Genomic DNA, 24,957 nt, shown 5'->3' with positions numbered 1-24,957 from the left:
GAGGGGCGGGCGGCAGTCATTCGCCGCCCGCCCAAGTTAGATGGCCGATACCACCGCCGAAAAGTCCCGCACCGTCGCTTGGCTTCGTAGCATCACCGGTGACCTCGCAACTTCTGTGCTCAAGCGCATGGAAGACCACCTGCCGTGGTTCTCCGAGATGCCGCCGGGCCGCCGCTCAGCGGTGGGACTCGTCGCGCAATCGGGCATCTCCTCGTTCGTCGACTGGTTCGAAGACTCGGATGCGGCAACCTGGGTCGCGAAGGACGTCTTCGCGGCTGCTCCGCGCGAACTCTTGCGATCGGTGAGTCTGCAGCAGACCCTGCAGCTCATCCACGTCGTCGTCGATGTGTTCGAAGAACGCACCGCAACGGCGACCCCAGAGATTCGCGAGGGCGTGTTGCGCTATTCGCGTGACATTGCCTTCGCGGCTGCTGACGTGTATGCGCGCGCCGCCGAACAGCGCGGTTTGTGGGATGCGCGCCTCGAGGCGCTCGTTGTCGACTCGATTCTTACGGGCGAGCACGACACTGAGTTGCCGAGTCGCGTGGCAGCGCTCGGCTGGCATGGCCACGGCGAAGTCGCGGTACTCGTCGGCACTACCCCGCGGGTGCTTGAGATTGATCAACTGCGTCGCACTGCCCGCCACAACCAAACGGACTTGCTCGTCGGAGTGCAGGGCAATCGCCTCGTGCTCGTCGTGGGACGGGCAAAACCCAACGAACCTACCGAAGAAGACCCGGTGCCGTTCCTTGAGATCGCCCGGCAACTCGAACCCGGATTCGGCGAAGGCCGACTCGTGCTCGGACCCGAGGTGCCGTCGGTTGTTGAAGCCTCGCGCAGCGCCCGCGCGGCGCTCGCCGGCTTCTCAATTGTCGGCGCCTACCGCCGCGCTGAACGACCGATTCTTGCCGACGACCTCCTGCCTGAGCGCGCACTTGCTGGGGATCCCCTCGCCCGCCAGACCCTCGTCCAGCGGGTCTATCGACCCCTCGCCGATCACCAATCTGATCTCCTCACGACGCTTTGGTGCTATCTCGACAACGGTCGCTCGCTCGAAGCGACCGCGCGCGAGCTCTTCGTGCATCCGAACACCGTGCGCTACCGGCTGAAGCGCATTAGCGAGGTCATTGGTTGGGATGCGACCGGTGCCCGCGAAGCGCTCATCTTGCAATCGGCGCTGATTCTCGGCCGCATTGCCGACTCGGGTGGAACCGAAGCACGCCGACCGGTGCGCTCGCCGCGTAAGCGCCCGTAACCGCGCGCTCAGCCAATCGCACAACGATTCGCGGGATTCTCTGGCGATTTGCGCCAACGAAAACCCGTAGTTCCTGCGAAGATGGAAGTTATGACTATCGTCGTGACCTTCCCCGGGCAGGGCTCGCAGAAGCCTGGCTTCCTCGCCGAATGGCTGGAGCGACCCGAATCTCGCAGCACCCTTGAACGCCTCGCCGACGCCAGCGGAGTCGACCTCGTCGCCCACGGCACCGAGTCGGACGCCGACACGATCCGCGACACGGCCATCGCCCAGCCGCTCATCGTTGCCGCCGGCATCCTTTCGTGGGATGCCCTGGCAGAGCGCCTCGGCGAACGTCTCGATGGCGTCACGGTCGCGGGTCACTCGGTCGGCGAGATCGCGGCGGCGTATGCGGCTGGGATCTTCGACGCCGAGACCGCCATTCGCTTCGTCGCCCGTCGCGCGAACCTGATGGCCGAGGATGCGGCCAAGCACACGACGAGCATGTCTGCCGTCATTGGCGGCGACGAGGCCGACGTTGTGGCCCGACTCACCGAGCTTGCGCTGGAACCCGCCAACTACAACGGCGCCGGTCAGATCGTGGCCGCTGGTGAACCAGACGCCCTCGAAGCGCTCAAGGCCGAGCCAGTCGCTGGCACCCGAGTCATCCCCCTCAAGGTCGCCGGCGCATTCCACACGCGCTACATGGCCGACGCGCACGACGCGCTCGCTGCATCCGCCGATGAATTCGCGGTGAGCGACCCGGTGCGACCCATCCTCACCAACTTCGACGGCACCGCAGTGACGAGCGGCGCCGACTACCGTCAGTTGCTCGTCGACCAGGTCAATCGCCCCGTGCGCTGGGACCGCTGCATGGCGAACTTCGTCGAGTCCGGCGTCACCGGGCTCATCGAGGCCGCTCCTGCGGGCACGCTCACCGGGCTCGCCAAGCGTGCGATGCGCGGCACCGAGCTCATCAACCTCAACGCGCCGAACGACTTGGATGCCGCCGTAGCGCTCTTCGACTCGGCAAACTAGCGTCAGCACCTTCGAAAGGAACCGCATGACTGCCTCCCCTACCCTGCAGCAGGCAATTGGCGCAAAGTACACGCGCATCCACGGCCTTGGCGCCTATCGTGGCGACAAACTCGTGACGAACGACGAGCTCGCCGGCCCGATTGACTCGAGCGACGAGTGGATTCGCCAGCGCACCGGCATCGTCACCCGCGCCCGTGAGCACGGCGGCAAGAACATTGTCGACATGGCCACGATTGCCGCGAATGAGGCAATCGCTGAAGCCGGAATCGAGCCGCAGCGCATTGGCGCCGTGATTCTCGCGACCATCACGAATATGGTGCAGACTCCGGCCGCCGCCACTCGCGTATGCGAGGCCGTCGGCGCCTCCCCCGCTGCCGCCTACGACATTTCTGCCGGATGCGCGGGCTACTGCTATGCGATCGCGCAGGCCGATGCCCTCATCCGCGCGGGCGTTGCCGAGTATGTGCTCGTGATCGGCGCCGAGAAGCTCTCAGACATCGTCGACCCAACCGACCGTTCGATCTCGTTCCTCCTCGGCGACGGTGCCGGCGCAGCAGTCGTTGGCCCGGCCGATGAGCCGGGCATCGCCGAGTCGATCGTCGGCTCTGACGGCGGCAAGTGGGATGCCGTGGCAATGAACCACGAGCTCCAGGAGTACCGTCGTGGTGAGGTCGAATGGCCGACACTGCGCCAGGACGGCAAAGCGGTCTTCCGCTGGGCCGTGTGGGAGATGGCCAAGGTCGCTCGCGAAGCGCTCGACAAGGCCGGAATTACCGCCGAAGACCTGAGCGCGTTCATCCCGCACCAGGCGAACATGCGCATCATCGACGAGTTCGCAAAGCAACTCGGCGTGCCCGAACACGTCGTCATTGCCCGCGATATTGAGGACACCGGCAACACCTCGGCCGCGTCTATTCCACTCGCCACCCACCGCCTGCTCAAGGAACACCCGGAGTGCTCGGGCGGTCTTGCCCTCCAGATCGGCTTTGGTGCCGGCCTCGCCTACGCGGCGCAGGTCGTGCGCCTTCCGTAGCTCCGCATCCGCGGCGCGCTCATAGCCCCATCAACGAACCCGACCCGCGCACTAATACACTGGGCAACGGTCACAACCAAACAAGGAGTATCAAATGGCATTTTCGAAGGATGAGATTCTCGCCGGCCTCGCCGAGCTCGTGAACGAGGAGACGGGTATCGCCGCTGACACGGTTACCGCGGACAAGTCGTTCACCGACGACCTCGACATCGACTCGATCTCGATGATGACGATTGTCGTCAACGCCGAGGAGAAGTTCGACGTAAAGATCCCCGACGCTGAGGTCGAGAACCTCAAGACCGTGCAGGACGCGGTCGACTTCATCGACGGCGCCCAGGAGGCGTAGTCGATTCGGTGGGCGGGATGCGTTTGCTCCCGCCCACCGACGCCAGTTGTACCCACTTGTGACCGACCATGAATGAGACTCCGTCTATGACCAAAAAGATCGTCATTACCGGCATCGGCGCCTTCTCGCCGCTCGCGGCCACTGCTCGCGACACTTGGGAGGCCCTGCTGCGCGGTGAATCCGGCGCCAAGCCCCTCAAGCGAGAGGGTGTGTTCGCCGAGAACGAGCTCCCGGTAAAGTTCGCGGCCACGGTCGCAGCCGACCCCTTTGACCACCTCACGCGCGTCGAGGCCAAGCGCCTCGACCCCTCGAGCCAGTACGCACTGATCGCCGGTCGCGAAGCGTTCGCTGACGCCGGCTTTGGCGAGGGCGGCACGAGCACGGTAGCACCGGAGCGCTTGCTCGTTGACTGGGCCACCGGCATTGGTGGCGTCTGGTCGCTCCTCAATGCCTGGGATGTGTTGCGCGAGCGCGGCGCTCGCCGCGTCATGCCGCTCACGGTGCCGATGCTCATGCCGAACGCGCCGGGTGCGGCCATCGGTATGGATCTTGAAGCGCGCGCGGGTATTCGCACGGCCGTGTCGGCGTGCGCGTCAAGTACCGAGTCGATCATCCAGGCCTACGAACACCTGCAGTCGGGTGAGGCCGATGTCGTGATCGCTGGTGGCTCGGAGGCCGCCGTGCACCCGCTGCCGATTGCCGCCTTTGCCGCAATGCAGGCACTCTCGACGCGCAATGACGAACCGACGCTCGCCTCACGTCCCTACGACGTCGACCGCGATGGCTTCGTGCTCGGTGAAGGTGCTGCGGCACTCGTGCTCGAAACCGAAGAACACGCGCTCGCGCGCGGTGCCCACATCTACGCCGAAATCGCTGGTGGCGGCGTGACCGCGGATGCGTACCACATCACCGCCCCCGAACCCGAGGGCGCCGGTGCGTCCCGCGCCGTTGAGGCCGCCCTTGAGCAGGCTGGTGCGGCACCTGATGAGGTCGTGCACATCAATGCGCACGCTACTTCGACTCCAGTTGGCGACATCGCCGAGTACAACGCGTTCAAGCGGGTGTTCGGCGAGCGCATTGACTCGATTCCAGTGAGCGCCACGAAGGCCTCGACCGGCCACCTGCTCGGTGGCGCCGGTGCGATTGAGGCGATGTTCACCGCGTTGGCCTTCGACGAGGGCGTGTTGCCCCCGACGATCAACGTCGACAATATGGATCCGGAGATCGGCCTCGACGTCGTGACCGAGCCGCGCCCAATCGAGCTCAAGAAGGGCGACCTCGCCATCTCGGCCTCGTTCGGGTTCGGTGGCCACAACGCGGTGCTCGCAATCCGCAAGTACTAGTAGGTGGTCTCGATCCGTCGCTACGCTCCTACTCGACCAACCAATTGGTCTGGTTGATCGAGTAGCGGCCATCCCTGGCTGGTCGAGTAGCGAAGCGTATCGAGACTCCCACCACACAAGAAACTGCCCCCGCACCGAATCGGTGCGGGGGCAGTGCCGTGTTCTCTTACGCGTGCTGAGGCACTCGAAGCATTAGCCGACCCGGTGCATCCAGACGACCGGGCTCTCGTCGCCCGCGGTGCGGAAAGGCTCAAGCTCTTCGTCCCAGGCCTGGCCGAGCGCCAGGCGCAGTTCGCGGTGCAACTCGGTCGTGTTGCCCCCGGCGACCTCAAGCGCGTATCGCACTCGGTCTTCGGGGACGACGACGTTCCCGGCAGCATCCGTCTGCGCAAAAAAGATGCCGAGGCCCGGCGTGTGCATCCAACGACCGCCGTCGACGTTCTCACTTGGGTCTTCGGTCACCTCGAAGCGCAGGTGCTCCCAGCCGCGCAGCTGCGAGGCAATGGCGGCACCGGTGCCGGGCTTGCCTTCCCAGGCGTACTCGGCGCGTACGGTGCCAGGAATCACCGGCTGTGCGATCCACGGCAGGTGGGCGGCAACGCCGATGGCGCGCCCTAGCCCCCATTCAACGTGCTGGCACAGTGCGCGTGGCGCGGAGTGCACATAAAGCACGCCGCGCGTGGTCGGTGCAGTCATGATTTCCTCCAGTGTTACGGGTGGTACGTCTTCCCCTACGACCATTCCGTGACTGCGAGTTTCAGCTGACACCGCGTTATTCGATTAGCGACAAATCAATGCCGTCACCGGAATTATGCCTGACGTTAGTGCTAAACGACAAGGGTGTGATTCATCCGGCGCGGCGTGTTTCGGCGAGCGACGTAGTTGACGGCGAAACTCATCCAGCCGCCACCCTCCCTGTACGAATCTGTGCCTCACAGGGCGCTATGTACCCTCTCAGCGGGAGATGAGCTCGTGTGTGGCACAGATTGGTACGCGGCCACGGAAGAGCGATGCGGTCCCGAGCCAACTGCCCGAGACCGCATCCCTATCTAGCTGTGAACCCTACTTGCGAGGCAGCTGCACGAGGCCCATTTCCGCAGGCGAGCGCAGTAGCGCATGCTTCGGCACCGCACGCACGGTGTAACCGAAGTTGCCCGGGTCGTCGATCTCAATTGAGGCGCCCCAGCGGTCGTCGTCCCAACCGTTGAGTGCCATCTCGACCGAACGCGGGGCAACCAGGTTGCCCGCCTCGTCGACGCGACCGATGATCGCCTCGACCTTGACATCCTTCGCCTCGAGGTCGCCGAGGCTCACCTTCGCGGTGATCTCGACGTTGCCACCGGCGACGGGCGATGCGGTCTCGTTGCGCACATCGTGCACGACAACGAGCGGCCAGGATGCACGCACCTTCTGCTGCCACTCAGCGAACTCGCGCGCGGCGCCCTCGTTCAGTGCGGCGCGAGCTGAGCGGCCGGCCGGCATGTAAAGCTCGGTGCAGTAGTCGCGCACCATGCGTTCGGCGCTCACCTGCGGGCCGACGATCGACATCGAACGGCGAACCTTCGACACCCAGTCTTGCGGGATGCCCTGCTCGTCGCGGTCGTAGAACAGCGGTGCGATCTCGTGCTCGAGGAGGTCGTAGAGCGCCTCCGATTCGAGCAGGTCACGCTGACGCTCATCGTTGGTGACAGCCTCGGGAATGGTCCAGCCGACGGTGTCGTCGCGGAACTCATCCCACCAGCCGTCAGAGATCGACAGCGTGAGGCAGCCGTTCATGACGGCCTTCATGCCCGAAGTACCCGAGGCTTCCTGCGGACGAATCGGGTTGTTGAGCCAGATGTCAGAGCCGGCCACGAGGAACTTCGCGATCGTCACGTCGTAGTCGGGCAGGAAGATGATGCGGTCGCGCACGCCCGCCTCATCGGCGAAGCGCACGAGTTCCTGAAGGAGCTGCTTGCCGCCCATATCGGCCGGGTGCGCCTTCCCGGCGATGATGAACTGCACCGGACGGTCAGGGTTCGTAAGAATGCGACGCAGACGCTCGGGGTTCTGGAGCATGAGCGTGAGGCGCTTGTAGGTGGAGACTCGACGGGCGAAACCGACGGTGAGCACCTTGTCATCGAGGATGTTGTTGGTCCAGCCGAGCTCGGCTTCTTGCGCACCGCGGGCCACCCACGACTGACGCACCAGGCGGCGCGCCCGGGTGATGAGGTCGCTGCGCAGTTCATTGCGAATGCGCCAGAGTTCGGGGGAACCGACTGCGTCAGCCTCGCGCCAGTGGTTTGCGGTGGCGAGGTCGCGGCCGCCCGACATAGCCGCGACGACCGACTTGATCGGGCCACGGGTCCAGGTGGGGATGTGGACACCGTTGGTGATCGAGGTGATCGGCACTTCGCGCTGGTCGAAGTTCGGGTAGAGGTCGCGGAACATGCCGCGCGAGACCTTGCCGTGCAACTTCGCGACACCGTTCGCATACTGTGCCGAACGCAGACCCAGGTGGGCCATATTGAAGCGCGAGAGGTCGTCTTCGGCGCCGAGTTCCATGACGCGAGCTACCGGCACGCCGGGGGCGAGCTTGCTCAAGCCCTGCTCGTCGGCCTGCAGGTAGCGGGCCGCAAGGTTCATGTCGAATCGGTCGATACCGGCCGGCACGGGGGTGTGCGTGGTAAAGATGGTCGAGGCACGCACGACCGCGAGGGCGGTCTCAAAGGTCTCGCCCTGGCGGATCAGCTGGCCGATGCGCTCGGTGCCCGAGAAACCAGCGTGGCCTTCGTTCATGTGGTAAACGTCGGGCTGGCTGAGGCCCTCGATCTCGCAGTAGGCCTGGACGGCGCGAACGCCACCAACACCGAGGACGAGCTCCTGCTTGATGCGGTGCTCGGCGTCGCCACCGTAGAGACGGTCGGTGATCGAACGCATGTCTTCGTCGTTCGCCGGGATGTTCGTGTCGAGCAGCAGCAGCGGCGCGTTGCCGACCTGTGCCTTCCACACCGCAATCTGAACTTCGCGGTCACCCGGGAAGGTGACGCTCACGTGGAGCTGCTCGCCAGTCTTGTCAAGCACCGGAGTGACGGCGAGGTCTTCGGGTGCGTGCTGCGTGTAGCGCTCCTGCTGCCAGCCTTCGCGCGAGAGCGTCTGCGAGAAGTAGCCGTAAGTGTAGAGAAGGCCGATACCGATGATCGGGGCGCCGAGGTCGGAGGCCGACTTCATGTGGTCGCCCGAGAGCACGCCGAGACCACCCGAGTAGATGGGCAGCGACTGGGCGATGCCGAACTCCATCGAGAAGTAGGCGACGATCGTGTCAGCATCTTCGGTGCCGCGGGTCTGCTTCTCGTACCAGCGGTCGAGGGCAAGGTAGGTCTCGAGCTCTTCGACCTCCTGCTGCATCCGGTGGAGGAACTCGGCGTCGTTTGCGAGTTCTTCGGCACGCGAGGCCGAAATGCGCTTGAGGAGAACCACCGGGTTGTGGCCGGTTTCACGCCACAGGTGGTCGTCGATCGACCGGAACAGTCGCTCCGACTCGGGGCGCCAAGACCACCGAAGGTTCTTCGAGATCACCTCGAGCGGGCGCAACGCTTCAGGGAGGATGGTCTGCACGTTAAGAGAATCAAATGCCTTCACCCCGCCAGCCTAGCCAACTAAGTAAACATCAGTTGACGCGCGGGGCTAGGTGTGGCGCCAGGCGTTGCCGAATTCGATGGGCCGCCGAAGGGATTTCATTGCCAGCGACGATGCCTCGGCCAGCGACGTTGAACGTTCAGCCTTTGCGCCCGACCATGCAGATGCGCGGCGCCCGAAGTTGCGGTCGCTTCGGGCACAAGTATGTGGTGGGCCATCCCAGAACCTCTCGTCCAACATCACGTCTCGTCGAGTAACGCACGCACGAAGATCTAGCGCTCGAGATGAAGTCGAACTGACTTGTCACGCGCTGGAATGTCCGCCCCGCGAGCTGGTGGAAACACCGCGAGCCGGCCATTCAATTGAATGACCGGCCCGGTGATGTGGCGTTATCGAGCGCTAGTTGTGGTCACGCTGACCACGTCGGCGTGCGGTGAACAGCAGCGCAGCGCCGGCGAAGGCGATCGGGGCAGCGAACCAGACGAGACCGGATGCATCGGCACCGGTACTCGCAAGGCTTGAGCCTCCAGCGGCGGGGGCAACCGAAGCAGTCGTTGCCGGGTCGGTGCCTACCGGCGGAACGGGCGCCACCACAGTGATCACTGCGGTGATCGTGGCGGTGCTGCCATCCGGGTAGTTGACAAGGACGTTCACCGAGTAGTCGCCGGGGGCGACATCGGTTCCGGGCGACGCGGTGAGCGTGCCGTCTTCGTTCACAGCGACCCAGCTCGGCACGTTGTCGCCAGGAGCATACGTGGTGCCCTCCGGCGGCGCCGAACCATCAGGGTTCGCCGGGGTTGGAATGGTGATGGTTTCGCTCTGCTTGACCGTGCCATTCTCGTACGCGGGAGCATTCGGGTTGACGACAGTGACCTTGGCGATGACGGTCGTGACCTCGCCACTTGGCAACGTCACGACGACCGGGACCTCGTAGACATCGGCGGGAACGGTGGCGTCGGGCGACACAGTGATGGTGCCGTCGGCGTTGACCGTTGCCCAGGCGGGAACATCGGTTCCGGGTGCGTAGGTCGTGCCCTCGGGCATGGCGTTGCCCGCCTGGTCGAGCGGCGCCGCAACGGTCGCGGTTTCACCCTGGTTCACCGTCGTATCCAAGTAGGCGGCAACGGGGAGAACGTTGATGATGACGTCGACAATCTGCGAGGTACCGTCACCGTAGGTGATCGTGACCGGCACGGTGTAAGTGCCCGGGACCGCATCCGCGGGAACTTCGGTCGTGAGTACGCCGGTGGCCGCGTCGATGGAGACCTCGCCGGTGGTCGTACCGGTGGTCGTCGCCCAATCGATGCTGGCAGCGGTGACGGTGGTCTCGGCGGGAGTCGTGCCCTGCGGGATGACATCGCCGACATTCGGCAGGCTCACTGAGGCGCCCGGGAAGTGCGAGGTCTCGTCCCAGCGCGGTGTTGGCATTTCGCATCCGAGGTTCGGGAAGCTTGCGGTCGCTGCCGACCACGAGAAGAGTTGGCCGCCCGCCACGTATGCGTCAGCTGGCACGCGCCCGTGGAAGGTAATGGTTGCCCAGGTGTCGGCCGGGATCGTCGTGGCTTCGACGATGGCGTAGGTGACGCCGTTCGAGACCTCGTACGTGACCGTGAAGTTCGCGCTCGGGGCCTGCGTGTAGCCGGGAGCCCACCAACCGGTCCAGTTGTTCATTGCGGTGACCGAGTGGTCGACGTCGGTGACCGAGTCAAGGCGGAGCACCAAGCGGAAGTTGTTCACGTCTTCGGCCGTGGCGATGCGCAGTCGCGAGCTCTGGTTCATCTCGCCGATGGCGGCGTTGACGTAGTAGTGGTCGCCCCAGCCGTCCATGGCGAGGGTGAAGTATCCAGCGTCGGCGCCGACGACCTGCACGCGACCCGATTCAGTGAGCGCGTCAGCCGCATCGGCCGTTGTTGCCGGGCGAGTCAGCATGTAGCCGTTGTCGAACTGGGGCTGCTGGTCGTAGCGCGTCTGAGCGACGAGGGGTGTGGTTTGCGCGAAGTCGCGGGTGACGTCGCGGTAGCTACCAACCGCCGTCGGCGACGTGCGCACGATGTTGAAGCCCTGTGATTGCCCCATCATGGTCACGGCACACATGCCAACTTCACCGTCGGCGATCGGCGTGACCGGCTGAATGTTGAAGCTGTCGTAGACATCGCCCGAGGGCCAGATGTCCATGTCTGCCGGGCGCGGCACATCGGCAGCGGCACCCTCGTACAAGAAGGCAACGGTGTCGTTGCCAGCCTGGCGGAGCTGCTCGATCGTGACGGGGTTGCCCTTTGAGTCGACATACGCACTTGCCGTCTGCGCCACGGCCGAGCCTGCCAGCGCCGTGGGCAGGATGCCGGCAAACAACGCGAGTGCGAGGCCGCTGACCCTTGCTCGCATCGCGCGGCGGCGCGAAAACTTCTTTTCCTTCAAGGGACCCCATCAGATAGATCGACCCAAGCAAACGGACCGAACACGACCACCCGAGAGAGCCTAGTTTGCATGAAAACGAATTGCACGTTTGACGGCGTCCACATCTTGGTAGGGCGGACGGGACTTGAACCCGTGACCGATGGATTATGAGTCCACTGCTCTGACCTGCTGAGCTACCGCCCCGAACAGCGACATGCTACCGGCTTGACCGCCGCGGTTCCGCTCGCACGCAGGCTTTGGTCGCTTTCGTTTCAGAAGATGGATGAACGCCGCGCATCTGTGCGGTCCTCACCCAACGCAGGAGGAAGCATGACCAACCAGACGTTCCCCGTTCTCGAAGGCAAGGTCGCCATTGTCACCGGCGCGGCTATGGGCATGGGCGAGGCAACCGCCAAGCTCTTCGCATCCGCTGGTGCCAAGGTCGTCGTTGCTGACTTTAACGACGAACTCGGCCAGAAGGTCACCGAAGAAATCAAGGCGAACGGTGGCGAAGCATCCTTCGTGCACGTCGACGTCTCGAACGAAGCCGAGGTCGAGGCAATGGTGAAGTTTGCCGTCGACACGTATGGCGAACTCAACGTTGCCGTGAACAACGCCGCCCGCGCTCCCGATCAGGCTCCCATCGCCGACTTCGACGCGAACGTGTGGGACGGCATCATGGCCGTTGACGTCAAGGGCGTCGCGCTCGGCCTCAAGTACCAGATTCGCCAGATGCAGGCCCAGGGCAAGGGCGGCTCGATAATCAACATCTCGTCGGTCTCGGGCTTCCGTCCGCAGCCGTACACCGCCGCCTACAACTCGGCGAAGCACGCGGTGCTCGGACTCACCAAGACCGCTGCGGTCGAGGTCGGCACGGAAGGTATCCGCGTGAACGCGGTCGCCCCTGGCGCCGTCGACACACCAATGCTCCGCGACGCGCTTGAGCGCTTCAACTTCGACCCCGAGGCTTACGCGCAGCAGCTCTCGACCCTTGGCCGCTTCGCGCAGGCTGACGAGATCGCACAGGGCAGCATGTGGCTCGCCTCCGACGCCTCGTCGTATGTGCATGGCACCTGCCTGCAGATCGACGGCGGTTACATCAACCGCTAGTTCCGCGCACGAGAGGGGCCCGCATCCAATTGGATGCGGGCCCCTCTCGTCTCGCTACGGACGCACTTGGCCTTCGCCGTTGACGATCCACTTCGTGGTCGTGAGTTCGGCGAGACCCATGGGGCCGCGCGCGTGCAACTTCTGGGTCGAGATACCGAGCTCAGCGCCGAGGCCGAACTCTCCCCCATCGGTAAACCGCGTCGAGGCGTTGACGGCGACGACCGCCGCATCGACCTCAGCGACGAAGCGCTCGCTCGCCGCGAGTGACTCGGTGAGGATCGCCTCGGTGTGGCCCGAGCTGTAGGTGCGGATGTGCTCGATTGCCTCGTCGAGCGTCGCAACGGTTTTCACCGCGAGGTCGTAGTCGAGGTACTCGGTCTCCCAGTCTTCTTCGGTCGCCGCGGCGATCGATGCACCAGCCGGCACCGCGTTGCGGCTTCGGTCATCAGCGTGGAGCCGCACGTTCTTCTCGACGAGCGCCGTAAACACACGCGGCAGGAACTCTTCAGCGACGTCTTCGTGCACGAGAAGCGACTCGACCGCATTGCACACCCCCACGCGCTGCGTCTTGGCGTTGAGCACGATCGGGAGCGCCTTGTCGAGGTCGGCCGAGGCATCCACGTAGATGTGCACGTTGCCGGTACCGGTTTCGATGACCGGCACAACCGATTCTTCCACCACGGTGCGGATGAGCGAGGCGCCACCTCTGGGCACGAGCACGTCGACGAGGCCGCGGGCGCGCATGAGGGCGACGCCGCCGGCGCGTCCGTATTCGTCGACCGTCTGCACGAGGTCGCGGGGAAGCTGCTGCGCTTCGAGCGCGTCGCCGAGCACGCGCACGATCACTCGGTTCGATTCGAGTGCGGCTGCCCCGCCGCGCAGAATGACCGCGTTGCCTGACTTAAGTGCGAGTCCGGCGGCATCGACCGTAACATTGGGGCGCGCTTCATAGATCATGCCAACAACACCCATCGGCACGCGCACCTGCTTGAGGCGCAGGCCGTTTTGCAGCGTCGAACCGCGCACGATTTCACCAACCGGGTCGGGCAGGCCGGCAACTTCGCGCAGGGCTGCGGCGATGGCGGCAATACGCTCGGTGCTGAGCTGGAGCCGGTCGAGGAGGCCCGAGCTCAGGCCGTTTGCCTCACCGCGGGCCATGTCCTCGGCGTTGGCGGCGACAATCTCGTCGGCGTTAGCCTCAAGCGCATCGGCGGCCGCGTGCAGGGCCGCATCCTTGACCGCGCGGGTCGCAGTCGCGAGCGTGCGGGCGGCAATCTGGGCGCGACGCGCGACGGCACGAACCGCGTCGTCGATCTCGCGGTCAGTCTCAACAGTGTTCGAGGCAGTCATGCCTCCGAGTCTAGTTCGCCCGATTCCGCGGTGAGGTGCGTCACAGCTAGTCGGCCACCTGCATGCCGCCAACCGAATGCACATCGGTCACCGTCGCACGCACGAGCACCATGTCATCGCGGTGCACAATTGCCCGCACGCGCGATTCGCCGAACTCATCACGAAGGTCATCGCTCGAGCGGCCAAGCATCTGCGGCAACTCCCCCGCGTCATAGGCTGAAATGCCGTGCGCAATGCTCTCGCCGCGCTCGGTGATGATCTCTACCGGGTCACCGGTGACGAAGTCACCCTCGATGCGCCGGATGCCCGCCGCAAGCAACGATGCGCCGCGATCGCGGAGCGCGCGAGCCGCGCCTTCGTCGACCACCAGCCGGCCGGTCATCGCCGCGGCATGTTCCAGCCACACTTTGCGGCGGCTCGTGCGATTCGCCGAGGCGACAAACCACGTGCCGACATCGTCACCCGCAAACGCGCGACCGACATTCGCCGCCTGCGTGAGCAGCACCGGAATGCCGGTCTGCGTCGCCATCTCGGCCGATTGCAGCTTCGTGATCATGCCGCCGGTGCCAAACGAAGAGCCGCGACCGGTCACTTCCACATCGGCAACATCCGCCATGTGTTCGACCAATGGGATGCGCTGCGCGCCCACCTGCGAGGGCGGGGCGTCATAGAGTCCGTCGACGTCGGTGAGGAGCACCAGCGCATCCGCGCGGATGAGTTGGGCAACCAGTGCCGCGAGCCGGTCGTTGTCGCCGAACCGCAACTCGCTCGTCGCGAGTGCATCGTTCTCGTTCACAATCGGCACGGCACCGAGTTCAAGCAACCGCTCGAACGCCTGCACGGCGTGGTGGTAGCGCGAGCGGCGCACCGTGTCGGCGGCAGTAATGAGGATCTGGCCGACCGGGATGTCGTAGGCACCGAACGCATCGGTGTAGGTCGACATGAGCGCCGATTGGCCGACTGCGGCGGCGGCCTGTGCGGTGGCGACATCGGTCGGACGGCGATCAAGGCCAAGCGGCATAAATCCCGCCGAAATCGAACCCGAGGTGACAAGCACGACCTGCTTGCCCTGCCCGGCAACTTCCGCGAGCACATCCACGAGCTTCCGCAGCGCTGGCACATTGAGACGGCCGTCGGCGCGAGTGAGCGACGACGAGCCGATCTTCACCACGACGCGACGCGCACCGAGGAGATCGGCACGAGGGTTGCGGCTGTGGCCGGTGGTGGGCTGCGAAAGAGAAGCGGAAGTCACCAGTCCATTGTGCCGTGGATATGCGCCGTGGATGGCCGTCGCAGGTGCATTCGCCATACTGGCCGCATGCTTGCAGCCTTTTCGATCGCTCCCTCCGGCCCGCCCTCAGATCCGAGTGTCGAGGCGGATGAACCGGGCTCGTACCACCGCGCCGTTGCTGCGGCCGTCGAGGTGGTGCGGGCGTCCGGACTTCCAAACGAAACGACCGCCATGTTCACCACCATCGAGGGCGATTGGGATGAGGTGATGGCGGTTGTGAAGGCCGCCACCGAAGCCATCGGTCGCTATGGGTCACGGGTGTCGCTCGTGCTCAAGGCCGATATTCGGCCGGGTGTGACGGGTGATCTCGCGGGCAAGGTCGAGCGGGTCGAGGCTGAGCTGGAGCGGCGCGCGGAGCACTCGGACGGGTGATTTCGATACGGCCTTCGGCCTACTCAATCCACCAATGTGGCCCTTCGGCCTACTCAATCCACCAACCGTGGGTGGTCGAGTAGCGAAGCGGATCGAGACCGCCGCCAACTACTCCGCGGACTTGTCGCGGCGAACGGTCGGGATCGAGCCGGTCACGGCCTCAACCACGAAGTCGAGCGAGTGGTCCTGCTCGTTCGCCGAGTCCTTAGCGACATCCTGTGCCGACTCACCGCGATAGAGGCGCTCAAACAGCGCCATCGTGGCATCAATATCGTGCGCATCCACGAGGCGATAACCCTCTTGGCCAAGACGCACCCGCTCTTCCTGCGGGGCCGTAAGTACGCGCTCAAGTGCCACTCGACATTCCTCGACGTTCCCCGGCGCAAACAAGTACCCGTTCTGACCGTCATGTACGAGGTGCGGTAGCGCCATCGCGTTCGCTGCCACGACGGGCAGGCCCGAGGCCATTGCTTCCATCGTCGCGATCGACTGCAACTCGGCAATCGAGGGAATCGCAAAGACCGTTGCGTTCGTGTAGAGGTTTCGCAGTTCCTCATCCGACACATAGCCATAGAACTTCGTGCGGTCAGCAACACCGAGGTCGCGCGCGAGCTTTTCGAGGTGCACCTTCTGGTCACCACCACCCGCGATTTCAAGACGGGCACCGAGTGCCGGGTCGAGTTTCGCGAAGGCCTTGATGAGCACGTCGATCTGCTTTTCGCCGGTCACGCGACCCACAAACAGGATTCGCGGCGCATCCTTTTGCGCCCAATCGGCCGCGTAGTCGCTCTTGCGAATACCGCAGGAGATCGCGAGCACGCCTTCCAGATCGCCGTTGTGCTCAAGGAAGTCGGCAGCGCGACGGGTCGGTGTCGTCAAGGCGGCGGTCGCGGCGAACGTCTTGTGCGCATCGCGCCACCACACCTTCGAGGCCCAGGTCTGCACCGGCGCCGGGAGCATGGTGTGCTCAAGCATGTTCTCAAGCATGAGGTGGTTCGTGCCGATGATGCGAATATCGCGTCCTTCCGCCTCACGCACCACGGCGCGGCCAAGCACCACTGCCGATTGATAGTGCACGACATCGGGCTGCACCTTATCGAGCACCTTGCGCATGTAGTGGCGTGCCATCCACGGCTTCACGTAGCGCAACCAATCGTGGGGCCACCAGCGGTCAGACGGGAGGCGGTGCACGGTGATGCGCTGGCCATCGTAGGTTTCCTGCCAGGTGCCGTGGCGACGGGATGCGGCCGGAGCCACGACGTGCACATCAAGACCGCGCGCGGCCATGCCGCTTGCCAGATTCACCGTGAACTTCGCTGCCCCGTTGATGTTGGGCGGGAAGGTGTCTGCGGCGATGAGCAGTCGCAGCGGACGCGGGGCGTCGGTCGTTGCGGGGGTCTGATCGGGCACGAGTGAGGAGTCCTTAGATTGGCTAACGTCCGCACCACTCTAGTTCGGGTTCGGCCTGAACACCGCGAGGCTATCCCCCACTAAGGTCGCAATTATTGATCCGACTCGGGTCGGAGGTGCTCGCTCCCGAGTGCGCGTGAGCGCACCGCGGCGACTTCGTCCTCATCCTGGTGGGCCGCAAGAAGGTACACGCCGAACGCACTCACGGCACCGAACACGACAAAGGCGATGAGTGCCCAGGCTGGTGCGCCCGCAGTTTCACCAAGCACGACGATGCCGATTGCGACGGCGACGAGTGGATCGATGACCGTGAGGCCGGCAACCACGAGATCAGGCGATCCCGAGGCGTAGGCGGTTTGCACGAAGTAGCTCCCGGCAGCGAGTGCGAGCGCGAGACTCAACACGCACAGGATGGTGAGGCCGCCAAAGTCGCCCTCACGCAGGCGCCCAATGACCACGCGGGCGAGGGTCGCCACAAAGCCATAGAGCGCCCCTCCAGCGACGATGTAGTAGAGCGAGCGAAAGCGGCTCTGGCGCGCGGCGAGAAAGCCCGCAACGAGCGCAACAATCACGACGAACAGCACGATGAGCACTGTGAACAGTTCCATCTGCGTGATCGGCGAATCGACCGCGACAAATGCCGCCACCGTGACAAAAGCGGCGATGCCGAGCACAGAAATGAGCACGGCGGCGAGCTTGATCCGAGGCATGCGACGGCCCGATTGGTGCGAGGTAATCAGCGTCGTCACGACGAGTGAGATCACGCCGAGTGGTTGCACCACCACGAGCGGCGCAAAAATGAGTGCGGTGATCTGCAGGCAGATTGCGACGATGATCAGGCCCGTACCGGCAAGCCACACCGGTTGCCGCAAGAGTGCCATGAGTTGACCGCCGCCGAGTCCACTGCCGCCGGCACTGCCCGATGCCGCATCCACGCGCGCGACGCCGCGGTGCTGCAGCATCGCCGCCAGCGACATGAACACGGCCCCCACGACGGCGATGGCGACGCCAATGAGTTGCACCGGCCCGAGGCTCGGATGCGAGGCTGCTGCGAGTAGTTCGGCCAGCGGAGTGTTCACGCAGGCATCGTAACCGCCGAGGATGCGCGGCCACGCGGATAACCTGGACGCTATGACGATTCTTCCCATCCAGATCTACGGCGAGCCGGTGCTGCACCACGTGGCAGAACCCGTTGGTGAAATCACCGATGAGATTCGCACGCTCGTCGCCGATATGTTCGAAACGATGGATGCGGCGCCCGGCGTCGGTCTCGCAGCCCCGCAAATCGGTGTGAACAAGCGACTCTTTGTCTACTCGTGGGAGAACAATGAGGGCGAAGAGTTGCGCGGAGTCGCGATTGACCCGGTGCTCTGGCTCGCCCCATCGGTACCCGAATCGTTCGAGGAGACCGATGAGGATGAGGAAGAGGGTTGTCTCTCGTTCCCTGGCGAACGCTTCGAGTTGCGTCGCTCCCCTGCCGTGCTCATGCGCGCCCGTGATCTCGACGGCAATGCCTACGAGCTCGAAGCGGAGGGCTGGTTCGCGCGAATTCTGCAGCACGAGTACGACCACCTCGATGGCGTGATCTACATTGACCGGTTGCCGGTGCCGCTGTGGAAGACCGCGCAAAAGATCATGCGCAAGCAGCGCTGGGGCGTGCCCGGGGTGTCCTGGACGCCCGGCGTCGATCACCTCGAGGGTTAGCGAGCCTGGCGCGAAGACGAGTGGCCCCCTGCGCTGGAGGGCCGCTCGTCGTTGATCAACGGTCATAGGGGGTTTTAGGGTTATAGGCCCCCCAACCTGCCAGCCACAAACGAAAACCCCCGCACCTCGGTGCGGGGGTTTTCGGGTTTCGCTCCCCGAGTTGGACTCGAACCAACAACCTGCCGGTTAACAGCCGGCTGCTCTGCCAATTGAGCTATCGGGGATGACAACTCGAAGAGACTACCACCACTCGAGCCGCAACGCGAAATCGGCCAGTCACGGCAAACACAGCTCAGTAACCGACGCGGGGATCGGCGACCCCGACGAACTCCCCAGTGTCGAGGAACCCGCGCACATTTGAGGCGACACGCACCGCCATGAGCGGGCGCGTCATCTCGGGAGTGTCGGCGGTGTGCGGCGTAATGATGCAACGATCATTCGTCCACAGTGGATGCCCGTCGGGCAAGGGCTCCGGGTCGGTGACATCAAGTCCCGCGCCGTAGATCTCACCAGCGTCAAGGGCCGCGACGAGCGCATCCGTGTCGACGAGCGGGCCACGAGCAATGTTCACGAGCACGGCCGTCGATTTCATCGCGGCGAGCCGGTCGGCATCAATGAGGTGGCGGGTGTCGTCGGTCGCGGCAGCTGCGAGCACCACCACATCGGCGTCGGCGAGCACCTCAGCGAACTTGTCGGTGGTGACCGTGCGATCAGCACCAGCAACGGCGCCCTCGCGGCGACGCACCACCGTTGTGGTCACCCCAAAGGGCTGCAAGAGGTTGAGCAGTGCCAGGGCAATACCGCCCGCCCCGACGATCACCACATTCGCGCCGAAGAGCGAACGGCCGCCGCCGCGATGCCAGCCGGTCGCACGCAAGCGCACCGGCAATTGCCGCTGCGCCGCGAGTGTGAGCATCAACGCGTGTTCGGCCACGGGTTGCGCGAACGCACCCTTCCCTGAGGTAAACACCACACCGCGCTCAGCGTGCGGCGCCAGGCGCTTCGCATACACATCAATGCCCGCAAATGGCAGCTGCACCCAGCGAATCTCGGGGTACTGCTCGAGCGCTTCGATGAGGGAGTCGACGTCGCGGTACGAGGTGTAGACGATGCCACGGGTTTCGGGGCCGAGCGGGGCAAGCGTGCCCCCTGCTGACTCCACAACTTCACGTTCGGGCTGCGGCTTCTCAGTCACTGGCAGCACGGCGATTGGGCCGGGCGTTGGTCGCGACTCCCCCTCAAACCGGCGCGGACCGTCTGCAAGCACCGCCTGGTGCGTAAACCCCGACATCTCTACTCCTTCGCATCCTTCGTCGTCGCATCGGTCGACGCCTCGGTCACTTCGTGATGAAACCGCGCGAACTCTGGTCGGTCTTCAATCAAACGCTGGCGGTCCTGCTCGGCCGCGTCCACCGCTTCCGCCTCAAGGTCTTCATCGGCAAACAGGCCACCAACCACACGCTCCGCAGCCGCAATCGTCTCGCGGTCGACGAGCCCCGGCAGCGGCGCTCGCGCAAACTCGCGTGCATCCCGAAGTCGACGCAGGTACTCGTCGTCGGGGTCGCGCAGCACCTCGTCAATATCGCCCTGGGCAAGCACGACGCCGCGATCAACCACGAGCACTTCGCTCGTCAGCCGCTCGATCGTCGCAAGGTCGTGGCTGATCACAATCATGGTGAGATCACGCGCGCGGTTGAGGCGCTCAAGCAACGAGAACAGCGCCGGGCGAGCAATGATGTCAACGCCCTGCGCGGGCTCATCGACAATAAACACGGCGGGCTCCACGATGAGCGCCTTCGCGAAGGCAACACGCTGCCGCTGACCGCGCGAGAGCTCAAATGGGAAGCGGTTGAGCATGCCCAGTTCGAGGTCAACCGCGTCAATGAGCATTGCCGCAGCGCGGCCGAGCGCCCGCTGGTCGAAGTCGCGATCGCGGCTCAGAATCGGGTCGGCAATGTTTTCGGCGATGGTGAGGTCGTTGCGCAACTCATCGCCCGAGGTCTGCGAGAGGTAGCCAATGTCGAGCGTGAGCCGCCGCAGATCATCGCGGCTCGGGCGACGCAAGTCGATGCCAGCCACCTCGGCCTGACCACCCGAGATCCACGGGGTCTCGCCCTCGTGGCTGACGAGTCCGCGCCCCGAAAGCACCCGGCCGAGCGCCGTCTTGCCACTCCCGGCCGTACCGACAATGCCGAGGATGCGGCCCTTCGGCACCGAGAACGAGGCGCCCGAGAGCACCCGCTGACCGGCATCGCCACGCTGGGGCCCGTACGAGACCGAGAGATTTTCGACCCGAATCGCCGTTGACAGTGCAGTACCGGTAACCATGCGTCGAGCCTACTGCTCTGCGACTTCGCGCAGTTCGCGCTTTCGCCGCTCGGTGGTCACGAGCAACTCGCTGAGTTCGCGATGCCGGAGCGGATCGGTCTCGATATCGGTGCGCTGTAGCTCGCCGAGAAGTTCCGCCTTGCGACGGAGGAGGTCTCGTTCAATCAGCGCAGCGGCCACTGAGCGCACATAGCTCGCGATTTGTTCATCGCTTGGCCCCGCGGGAATCGGTGCCATCGAAAGTTCGGTGACAAGTGGCAAGAAGGATGCGGGAGCCTCATCCTGTACGGCTGGGAGCCAATTCTTCGTACCGAGTTGGGGTCGGGTCGCGATGATTGCGTCGCGCACAGTCATGAGTGAGGCGTCGGAGAAGTTCGCGGTGAGCACCGCATCCAATTGCGCCTCGGGCAGCATGCGCGGGTATTGCAGGAGGGCCGCGAGCGTGTCGCGTTCGAGCCTGGTGACCGGGTCGTTCGGGAGATCTCGCAGGCGCACTGAGGGGATGCTGTACTCCCCCGACGGCCCCACGCCCGGCTCGCCACCCTCATACGGGTCGGGCGGCGGCGCGGCTGCGCGGCGAGCCGCCCCTTCGACGGCCTGACGCACGACACCGAGTTCCATACCGAGCCAACCGGCGAGCTGGCGCGAATACTCCGGCTGAAGCGCGCGGTCACGGATCCCGGCAACGATTGGTGCCGCTTCGCGCAGTGCCGCCACGCGCCCCTCCGCGGTGCGCAGCACGTGCCGTTTGAGCTGCTCGCGAATGACGAACTCGTACATCGGCACCGGATGCTCAACAAGCGCCCGCACGGCCTGGTCACCCTTGTGGAGTCTCAGGTCGCAGGGGTCGAGGCCGTCGGGCGCGACGGCAACGAACGTCTGTGCGACGAAGCGGTTCTCTTCGGCGAAGGCGCGCATCGCGGCCTTGCGACCAGCCTCATCGGGGTCGAAGTTGAAGATCACCCGACCGCGGTGCGATTCATCGTCCATGATGCGCCGAATGATCTTGATGTGGTCGACGCCGAACGCCGTGCCACAGGTAGCCACCGCCGTGGTGACGCCAGCGAGATGCGCCGCCATGACATCGGTGTAGCCCTCCACCACAACCACCTCGTGCCCGCGAGCAATATCCCGCTTCGCAAGATCGAGGCCGTAGAGCACCTGCGACTTGCGGTACACCTCAGTCTCGGGGGTGTTGAGGTACTTCGGGCCCTTGTCGTCATCGAGGAGGCGCCGCGCGCCGAACCCGACGGTCTTCCCCGTGGTATCGCGGATTGGCCACATGAGCCGACCACGGAAACGGTCGTAGCTCGAGCCGCGATCATTCGTCGACACGAGCCCGGCGGCCTGCATTTCTTCGAGGGTGAACCCTCGGCCGCGCAGGTGCTTCGTCAGTGCATCCCACGATTGCGGCGCATAGCCGACACCAAAGTGGGCGGCTGCGGCAGGATCGAAACCACGCTGGCCGAGAAAGTCGCGCCCGGGCTGGGACTCGGGGGCGGCGAGCTGCGATTGGAAGAACGCTTCGGCGGCCTCGTTCGCCTGCAATAGACGCACGCGCTTCGAGTGGTCGGGCGCTTCACCGCCATCTTCATAGCTGAGCTGGAAACCCACACGCGCGGCAAGCCGCTCGACCGCCTCAACGAAGGTGACGTGCTCAATCTTCTGGAGAAAGGTGTAGGCGTCTCCCGATTCACCGCAGCCAAAGCAGTGGTAGTACCCGAGTTGCGGCCGTACGTGGAACGAGGGCGTGCGCTCGTCGTGGAAGGGGCACAGACCCTTCTTTGAGCCGACCCCTGCTGATTTCAGCGTGACGTGCTCACCGATGATGTCCTCGATATTGGTGCGAGCCCGCACCTCATCAATATCGGACTTTCGAATGCGCGCCATGCCCGAAGTCTAGATCGTGGTGACTCGGGAGCCCGTGACGATCGCGTGGAGCGCAATTGCCGATTGATCGGTGAGTTGCGCCACCTGGTCAACGATGACGCGCTTGCGGGCGGCATCAGAGCCAGCGGCGACGAAATCAGCGGCGAGAGGGGCTTCGAGAAATTGCTCGCCGCTCGACCAAAGCCCCTCGAGCAGTTCGAGCAGAAGTTCGCGCTGGCGCGCGTACACCGGCTGACGCACTGGCAACGACATCACAAAGCCCGCGACTGCGCCCTTGAGGAGCGCAATTTCGGCGGCAATCGGCCGCGGCACCTCAACATTCGCGCGATAGCGGATGAGGAGCTGCTCGGCTTCGTAGGCCGCCAGCGTCGCGGCCGTGGCAGCCTGCGCAAAGCGGCCGATGAGCTGTGAGGTGAGGTTCTTGAGCGCCGCCCGGTGCCGTGCAGAACCGTCGTAGTCATGCACCCAGAACGGTGCCGAGGTGAGGCGATCGAGCGCCTCGGCGAGTTCATCCTGGTCGTAGCGGCCGCCAGACCAATCCGCCGCGGCGAAGCAGATGGCTTCGCGGTTCAGCGGGTCTTCAAACTCGGCGAGCGGGATGAAGCCTTCCACCACCGCGTCTTCGAGATCGTGCACGGAGTAGGCGATGTCATCAGACAGATCCATCACCTGCGCTTCGATGCACTGGCGCTGCGCTGGGGCGCCCTCGCGCATCCAGTCAAAAACCGGTCGGTCGTCGTCATAGACACCAAACTTCACGGTGCCCTTTTGCTGGGCGACTGAGTAGTCCCACGGGTACTTGCAGGTCGCGTCAAGCGCCGCGCGGGTGAGGTTGAGGCCATACGAAGCACCGCTCGGACCAAAGACCTTCGGTTCAAGCCGGGCGATCAGGCGTAGCGATTGCGCATTACCCTCGAAGCCACCGATATCAGCGGCCCACTCGTTGATTGCGCGCTCGCCATTGTGGCCAAAGGCAGGATGCCCGATGTCGTGGGCGAGGCAGGCGGTGTCGACAATGTCAGGGTCGAGGGCAAGCGACTCGGCGATTTCGCGACCGACCTGGGCGACTTCGAGCGAGTGGGTGAGCCGGTTGCGAGCGAAGTTGACGCCCGCGGTCGGTGAGAGCACCTGCGTCTTCTGCGCGAGTCGGCGCAGACCCGATGAGTGGAGCAGGCGCGCGCGGTCACGCGCGAACTCGCTGCGCCGCCGGTTTTCGTGATGCTCAGGCAGAAAGCGGGCGGCATCGGCCACGGAGTAGGTCGAGGGTGGGCCCTCGAGCGGGATGCTCTGCACGCCTTAGCCTCCCGAGACGTCGAGTTCAGCGGCGGCGATACCGCCGCGCTCGGCCTCATTCAGGAATGGCGAGTTGAGCCAGCCGTCGGGAAGTGCTGCGCGGCGCGGTGTACCAGCGCGACCGCGCGGACCCTCAGCGCCAATGCCCGGCCAGGGCGCATCGGCGAGTTCGCCAACGAGCTCGCGCAATTCATCGAGCGAGTCGATGAGGGCAAAGCGGCGGCGCACCTCGCCACCCACCGGGTACCCCTTGAAATACCAGGCGACGTGCTTGCGGAAATCGCGGCAACCGTGGCCTTCATCGCCGAAGAACTCGACGAGCAACTCGGCGTGGCGAATCATGGCCGCACCCACCTCACGAAGGCCGGGCTGGATGCGGTCGGCACGCCCCGCAAACGCCGCTTCGAGATCGCCGAAGAGCCACGGGCGCCCAAGGACTCCGCGGCCGACGACAATGCCATCGCATCCGGTTTCGGCCATCATGCGCACGCCATCTTCACCTTCAAAGACGTCGCCGTTGCCGAGCACCGGAATCGAGGTGATCGTCTCTTTGAGCTTTGCGATCGACTCCCAATCGGCCGTGCCCGAATACTGCTGTTCAAGCGTGCGGCCGTGCAGCGTGATCGCGGCGAGCCCCGCATCCTCGGCAATGCGCGCGGCATTGAGGTAGGTGAGGTGGTCTTCGTTGATACCCTTGCGCATCTTCATCGTCACCGGCACATCGCCAGCACGGCGCACAGCTTCGCGGCAGATCGCCTCAAGCAGATCGGTCTTCCACGGCAGCGCCGATCCCCCGCCACGACGCGTGACCTTCGGCACCGGGCAACCGAAATTGAGATCGATGTGGTCAGCACGATCCTCGTCAACGAGCATCGCCACCGCGTCGCCGACCGTCTCGGGATCGACGCCGTAGAGCTGAATGGAGCGAATATCTTCGCTCGGGTGGTGGCGGATGAGACGCATCGTCGCCTCGTGGCGTTCGACCAGAGCCCGCGTCGTCACCATCTCGGTGACGTAGAGCCCAGCCCCGTATTCGCGACAGAGCCGTCGGAATGCCTCGTTCGTGACCCCGGCCATCGGTGCGAGCACGACGGGCGACGCAAGCTCGATCGGACCAATGCGCAGCGCGGGTGCGGGCGCGGTGGACTCGTCGGTTGCGTGGGTCGGCACAGAGACGGCAGTAGTCATAACCGGCCTATT

Annotated in this window: 20 protein-coding genes and 2 tRNA genes; 8 read left to right on the top strand and 14 right to left on the bottom strand. The window is 64.8% G+C overall.

All coding sequences use genetic code 11. The features are described from left to right. The first annotated feature begins 40 nt into the window (after positions 1-40). From EG850_RS01225 to EG850_RS01205, 5 genes are all read left to right on the top strand, one after another. Positions 41-1,255 (top strand): PucR family transcriptional regulator, encoded by a 1,215-nt coding sequence (locus EG850_RS01225; protein WP_124969026.1) that lies wholly within the window; start codon positions 41-43, stop codon positions 1,253-1,255. A gap of 90 nt (positions 1,256-1,345) precedes the next feature. Continuing rightward, positions 1,346-2,272, top strand: coding sequence for an ACP S-malonyltransferase (locus EG850_RS01220; protein WP_124969024.1), 927 nt, complete (start codon positions 1,346-1,348; stop codon positions 2,270-2,272). Positions 2,273-2,297: 25 nt separating this feature from the next. Next, positions 2,298-3,305: a beta-ketoacyl-ACP synthase III gene (locus EG850_RS01215; protein WP_124969022.1), complete on the top strand. Its 1,008-nt coding sequence runs from the start codon at positions 2,298-2,300 to the stop codon at positions 3,303-3,305. Between the two features lie 94 nt (positions 3,306-3,399). After that, positions 3,400-3,651 (top strand): acyl carrier protein, encoded by a 252-nt coding sequence (locus tag EG850_RS01210; protein WP_124969019.1) that lies wholly within the window; start codon positions 3,400-3,402, stop codon positions 3,649-3,651. A gap of 86 nt (positions 3,652-3,737) precedes the next feature. Next, positions 3,738-4,994: a beta-ketoacyl-[acyl-carrier-protein] synthase family protein gene (locus EG850_RS01205; protein WP_124969017.1), complete on the top strand. Its 1,257-nt coding sequence runs from the start codon at positions 3,738-3,740 to the stop codon at positions 4,992-4,994. Positions 4,995-5,186: 192 nt separating this feature from the next. On the opposite strand, the gene EG850_RS01200 is transcribed toward EG850_RS01205, so the two are convergent. The 4 genes from EG850_RS01200 to EG850_RS01185 all read right to left on the bottom strand — a co-directional run bounded on the left by EG850_RS01200 (position 5,187) and on the right by EG850_RS01185 (position 11,213). Further along, positions 5,187-5,690, bottom strand: coding sequence for a DUF3145 domain-containing protein (locus EG850_RS01200; protein ID WP_124969015.1), 504 nt, complete (start codon positions 5,688-5,690; stop codon positions 5,187-5,189). A gap of 366 nt (positions 5,691-6,056) precedes the next feature. Beyond that, a complete protein-coding gene (gene glgP / locus EG850_RS01195) occupies positions 6,057-8,615 on the bottom strand; it encodes an alpha-glucan family phosphorylase (protein WP_124969013.1) in 2,559 nt (852 codons plus the stop codon). 396 nt (positions 8,616-9,011) lie between these two features. Further along, positions 9,012-11,030: a Rib/alpha-like domain-containing protein gene (locus tag EG850_RS01190; protein WP_124969011.1), complete on the bottom strand. Its 2,019-nt coding sequence runs from the start codon at positions 11,028-11,030 to the stop codon at positions 9,012-9,014. 106 nt (positions 11,031-11,136) lie between these two features. After that, positions 11,137-11,213, bottom strand: a tRNA-Ile gene (locus EG850_RS01185). 126 nt (positions 11,214-11,339) lie between these two features. Between EG850_RS01185 and EG850_RS01180 the strand changes: the two genes are divergently transcribed. After that, the gene (locus tag EG850_RS01180; RefSeq protein WP_124969009.1) at positions 11,340-12,119 is read left to right on the top strand and encodes an SDR family NAD(P)-dependent oxidoreductase; all 780 of its coding nucleotides are present in this window, start codon (positions 11,340-11,342) and stop codon (positions 12,117-12,119) included. Positions 12,120-12,173: 54 nt separating this feature from the next. Here the strand turns inward: EG850_RS01180 and EG850_RS01175 are convergent, their stop codons facing one another. Both EG850_RS01175 and proB read right to left on the bottom strand, forming a co-directional pair. Continuing rightward, on the bottom strand, positions 12,174-13,469 hold the full coding sequence (locus tag EG850_RS01175; RefSeq protein WP_124969007.1) for a glutamate-5-semialdehyde dehydrogenase: 1,296 nt from the start codon (positions 13,467-13,469) through the stop codon (positions 12,174-12,176). Positions 13,470-13,515: 46 nt separating this feature from the next. After that, the gene (proB, locus tag EG850_RS01170) at positions 13,516-14,721 is read right to left on the bottom strand and encodes a glutamate 5-kinase (protein WP_235829161.1); all 1,206 of its coding nucleotides are present in this window, start codon (positions 14,719-14,721) and stop codon (positions 13,516-13,518) included. A 66-nt stretch (positions 14,722-14,787) separates the two neighbouring features. Between proB and EG850_RS01165 the strand changes: the two genes are divergently transcribed. Further along, on the top strand, positions 14,788-15,132 hold the full coding sequence (locus tag EG850_RS01165; RefSeq protein ID WP_124969003.1) for a thiamine-binding protein: 345 nt from the start codon (positions 14,788-14,790) through the stop codon (positions 15,130-15,132). A gap of 108 nt (positions 15,133-15,240) precedes the next feature. Here EG850_RS01165 and EG850_RS01160 read toward each other — a convergent pair whose 3' ends face one another. Together EG850_RS01160 and EG850_RS01155 are read right to left on the bottom strand one after the other, a co-directional pair. Beyond that, on the bottom strand, positions 15,241-16,542 hold the full coding sequence (locus tag EG850_RS01160) for a glycosyltransferase (protein ID WP_235829160.1): 1,302 nt from the start codon (positions 16,540-16,542) through the stop codon (positions 15,241-15,243). Positions 16,543-16,634: 92 nt separating this feature from the next. Continuing rightward, positions 16,635-17,621, bottom strand: a complete 987-nt coding sequence (locus EG850_RS01155; RefSeq protein ID WP_235829159.1) for a DMT family transporter — start codon at positions 17,619-17,621, stop codon at positions 16,635-16,637. A 52-nt stretch (positions 17,622-17,673) separates the two neighbouring features. Here EG850_RS01155 and def point away from each other — a divergent pair, with 52 nt between their 5' ends. Continuing rightward, positions 17,674-18,246, top strand: a complete 573-nt coding sequence (def, locus tag EG850_RS01150) for a peptide deformylase (RefSeq protein WP_124968999.1) — start codon at positions 17,674-17,676, stop codon at positions 18,244-18,246. A gap of 151 nt (positions 18,247-18,397) precedes the next feature. On the opposite strand, the gene EG850_RS01145 is transcribed toward def, so the two are convergent. From EG850_RS01145 to dusB, 6 genes are all read right to left on the bottom strand, one after another. Then, a tRNA-Asn gene (locus EG850_RS01145) sits at positions 18,398-18,470 on the bottom strand. 68 nt (positions 18,471-18,538) lie between these two features. After that, positions 18,539-19,537: a D-isomer specific 2-hydroxyacid dehydrogenase family protein gene (locus EG850_RS01140; RefSeq protein WP_124968997.1), complete on the bottom strand. Its 999-nt coding sequence runs from the start codon at positions 19,535-19,537 to the stop codon at positions 18,539-18,541. Between the two features lie 2 nt (positions 19,538-19,539). After that, positions 19,540-20,574 carry an ATP-binding cassette domain-containing protein gene (locus EG850_RS01135; protein ID WP_124968995.1) on the bottom strand — a complete coding sequence of 345 codons (1,035 nt, stop codon included), beginning with the start codon at positions 20,572-20,574 and terminating at the stop codon, positions 19,540-19,542. Positions 20,575-20,583: 9 nt separating this feature from the next. Next, positions 20,584-22,464 (bottom strand): DNA primase, encoded by a 1,881-nt coding sequence (dnaG, locus tag EG850_RS01130; protein WP_124968993.1) that lies wholly within the window; start codon positions 22,462-22,464, stop codon positions 20,584-20,586. A 9-nt stretch (positions 22,465-22,473) separates the two neighbouring features. Next, on the bottom strand, positions 22,474-23,757 hold the full coding sequence (locus EG850_RS01125) for a deoxyguanosinetriphosphate triphosphohydrolase (RefSeq protein ID WP_124968991.1): 1,284 nt from the start codon (positions 23,755-23,757) through the stop codon (positions 22,474-22,476). A gap of 3 nt (positions 23,758-23,760) precedes the next feature. Further along, on the bottom strand, positions 23,761-24,945 hold the full coding sequence (gene dusB, locus EG850_RS01120) for a tRNA dihydrouridine synthase DusB (protein WP_124968989.1): 1,185 nt from the start codon (positions 24,943-24,945) through the stop codon (positions 23,761-23,763). Between the last annotated feature and the right edge of the window lie 12 nt (positions 24,946-24,957).

Source organism: Gulosibacter macacae (assembly GCF_003865375.1).
In the GTDB taxonomy this organism is placed as follows: domain Bacteria; phylum Actinomycetota; class Actinomycetes; order Actinomycetales; family Microbacteriaceae; genus Gulosibacter; species Gulosibacter macacae.
The sequence above is the reverse complement of the archived record's forward strand: the minus strand, read 5'-3'. Positions and strand labels throughout refer to the sequence as shown.

What these genes read in the sequence shown, in the direction of transcription:
- EG850_RS01225 (WP_124969026.1), top strand. Translation starts at nt 41, where the DNA reads ATGGCCGATACCACCGCCGAAAAGTCCCGCACCGTCGCTTGGCTTCGT.
- EG850_RS01220 (WP_124969024.1), top strand. Translation starts at nt 1,346, where the DNA reads ATGACTATCGTCGTGACCTTCCCCGGGCAGGGCTCGCAGAAGCCTGGC.
- EG850_RS01215 (WP_124969022.1), top strand. Translation starts at nt 2,298, where the DNA reads ATGACTGCCTCCCCTACCCTGCAGCAGGCAATTGGCGCAAAGTACACG.
- EG850_RS01210 (WP_124969019.1), top strand. Translation starts at nt 3,400, where the DNA reads ATGGCATTTTCGAAGGATGAGATTCTCGCCGGCCTCGCCGAGCTCGTG.
- EG850_RS01205 (WP_124969017.1), top strand. Translation starts at nt 3,738, where the DNA reads ATGACCAAAAAGATCGTCATTACCGGCATCGGCGCCTTCTCGCCGCTC.
- EG850_RS01200 (WP_124969015.1), bottom strand. Translation starts at nt 5,690, where the DNA reads ATGACTGCACCGACCACGCGCGGCGTGCTTTATGTGCACTCCGCGCCA.
- EG850_RS01180 (WP_124969009.1), top strand. Translation starts at nt 11,340, where the DNA reads ATGACCAACCAGACGTTCCCCGTTCTCGAAGGCAAGGTCGCCATTGTC.
- EG850_RS01175 (WP_124969007.1), bottom strand. Translation starts at nt 13,469, where the DNA reads ATGACTGCCTCGAACACTGTTGAGACTGACCGCGAGATCGACGACGCG.
- EG850_RS01165 (WP_124969003.1), top strand. Translation starts at nt 14,788, where the DNA reads ATGCTTGCAGCCTTTTCGATCGCTCCCTCCGGCCCGCCCTCAGATCCG.
- def (WP_124968999.1), top strand. Translation starts at nt 17,674, where the DNA reads ATGACGATTCTTCCCATCCAGATCTACGGCGAGCCGGTGCTGCACCAC.
- EG850_RS01140 (WP_124968997.1), bottom strand. Translation starts at nt 19,537, where the DNA reads ATGTCGGGGTTTACGCACCAGGCGGTGCTTGCAGACGGTCCGCGCCGG.
- EG850_RS01135 (WP_124968995.1), bottom strand. Translation starts at nt 20,574, where the DNA reads ATGGTTACCGGTACTGCACTGTCAACGGCGATTCGGGTCGAAAATCTC.
- dnaG (WP_124968993.1), bottom strand. Translation starts at nt 22,464, where the DNA reads ATGGCGCGCATTCGAAAGTCCGATATTGATGAGGTGCGGGCTCGCACC.
- dusB (WP_124968989.1), bottom strand. Translation starts at nt 24,945, where the DNA reads ATGACTACTGCCGTCTCTGTGCCGACCCACGCAACCGACGAGTCCACC.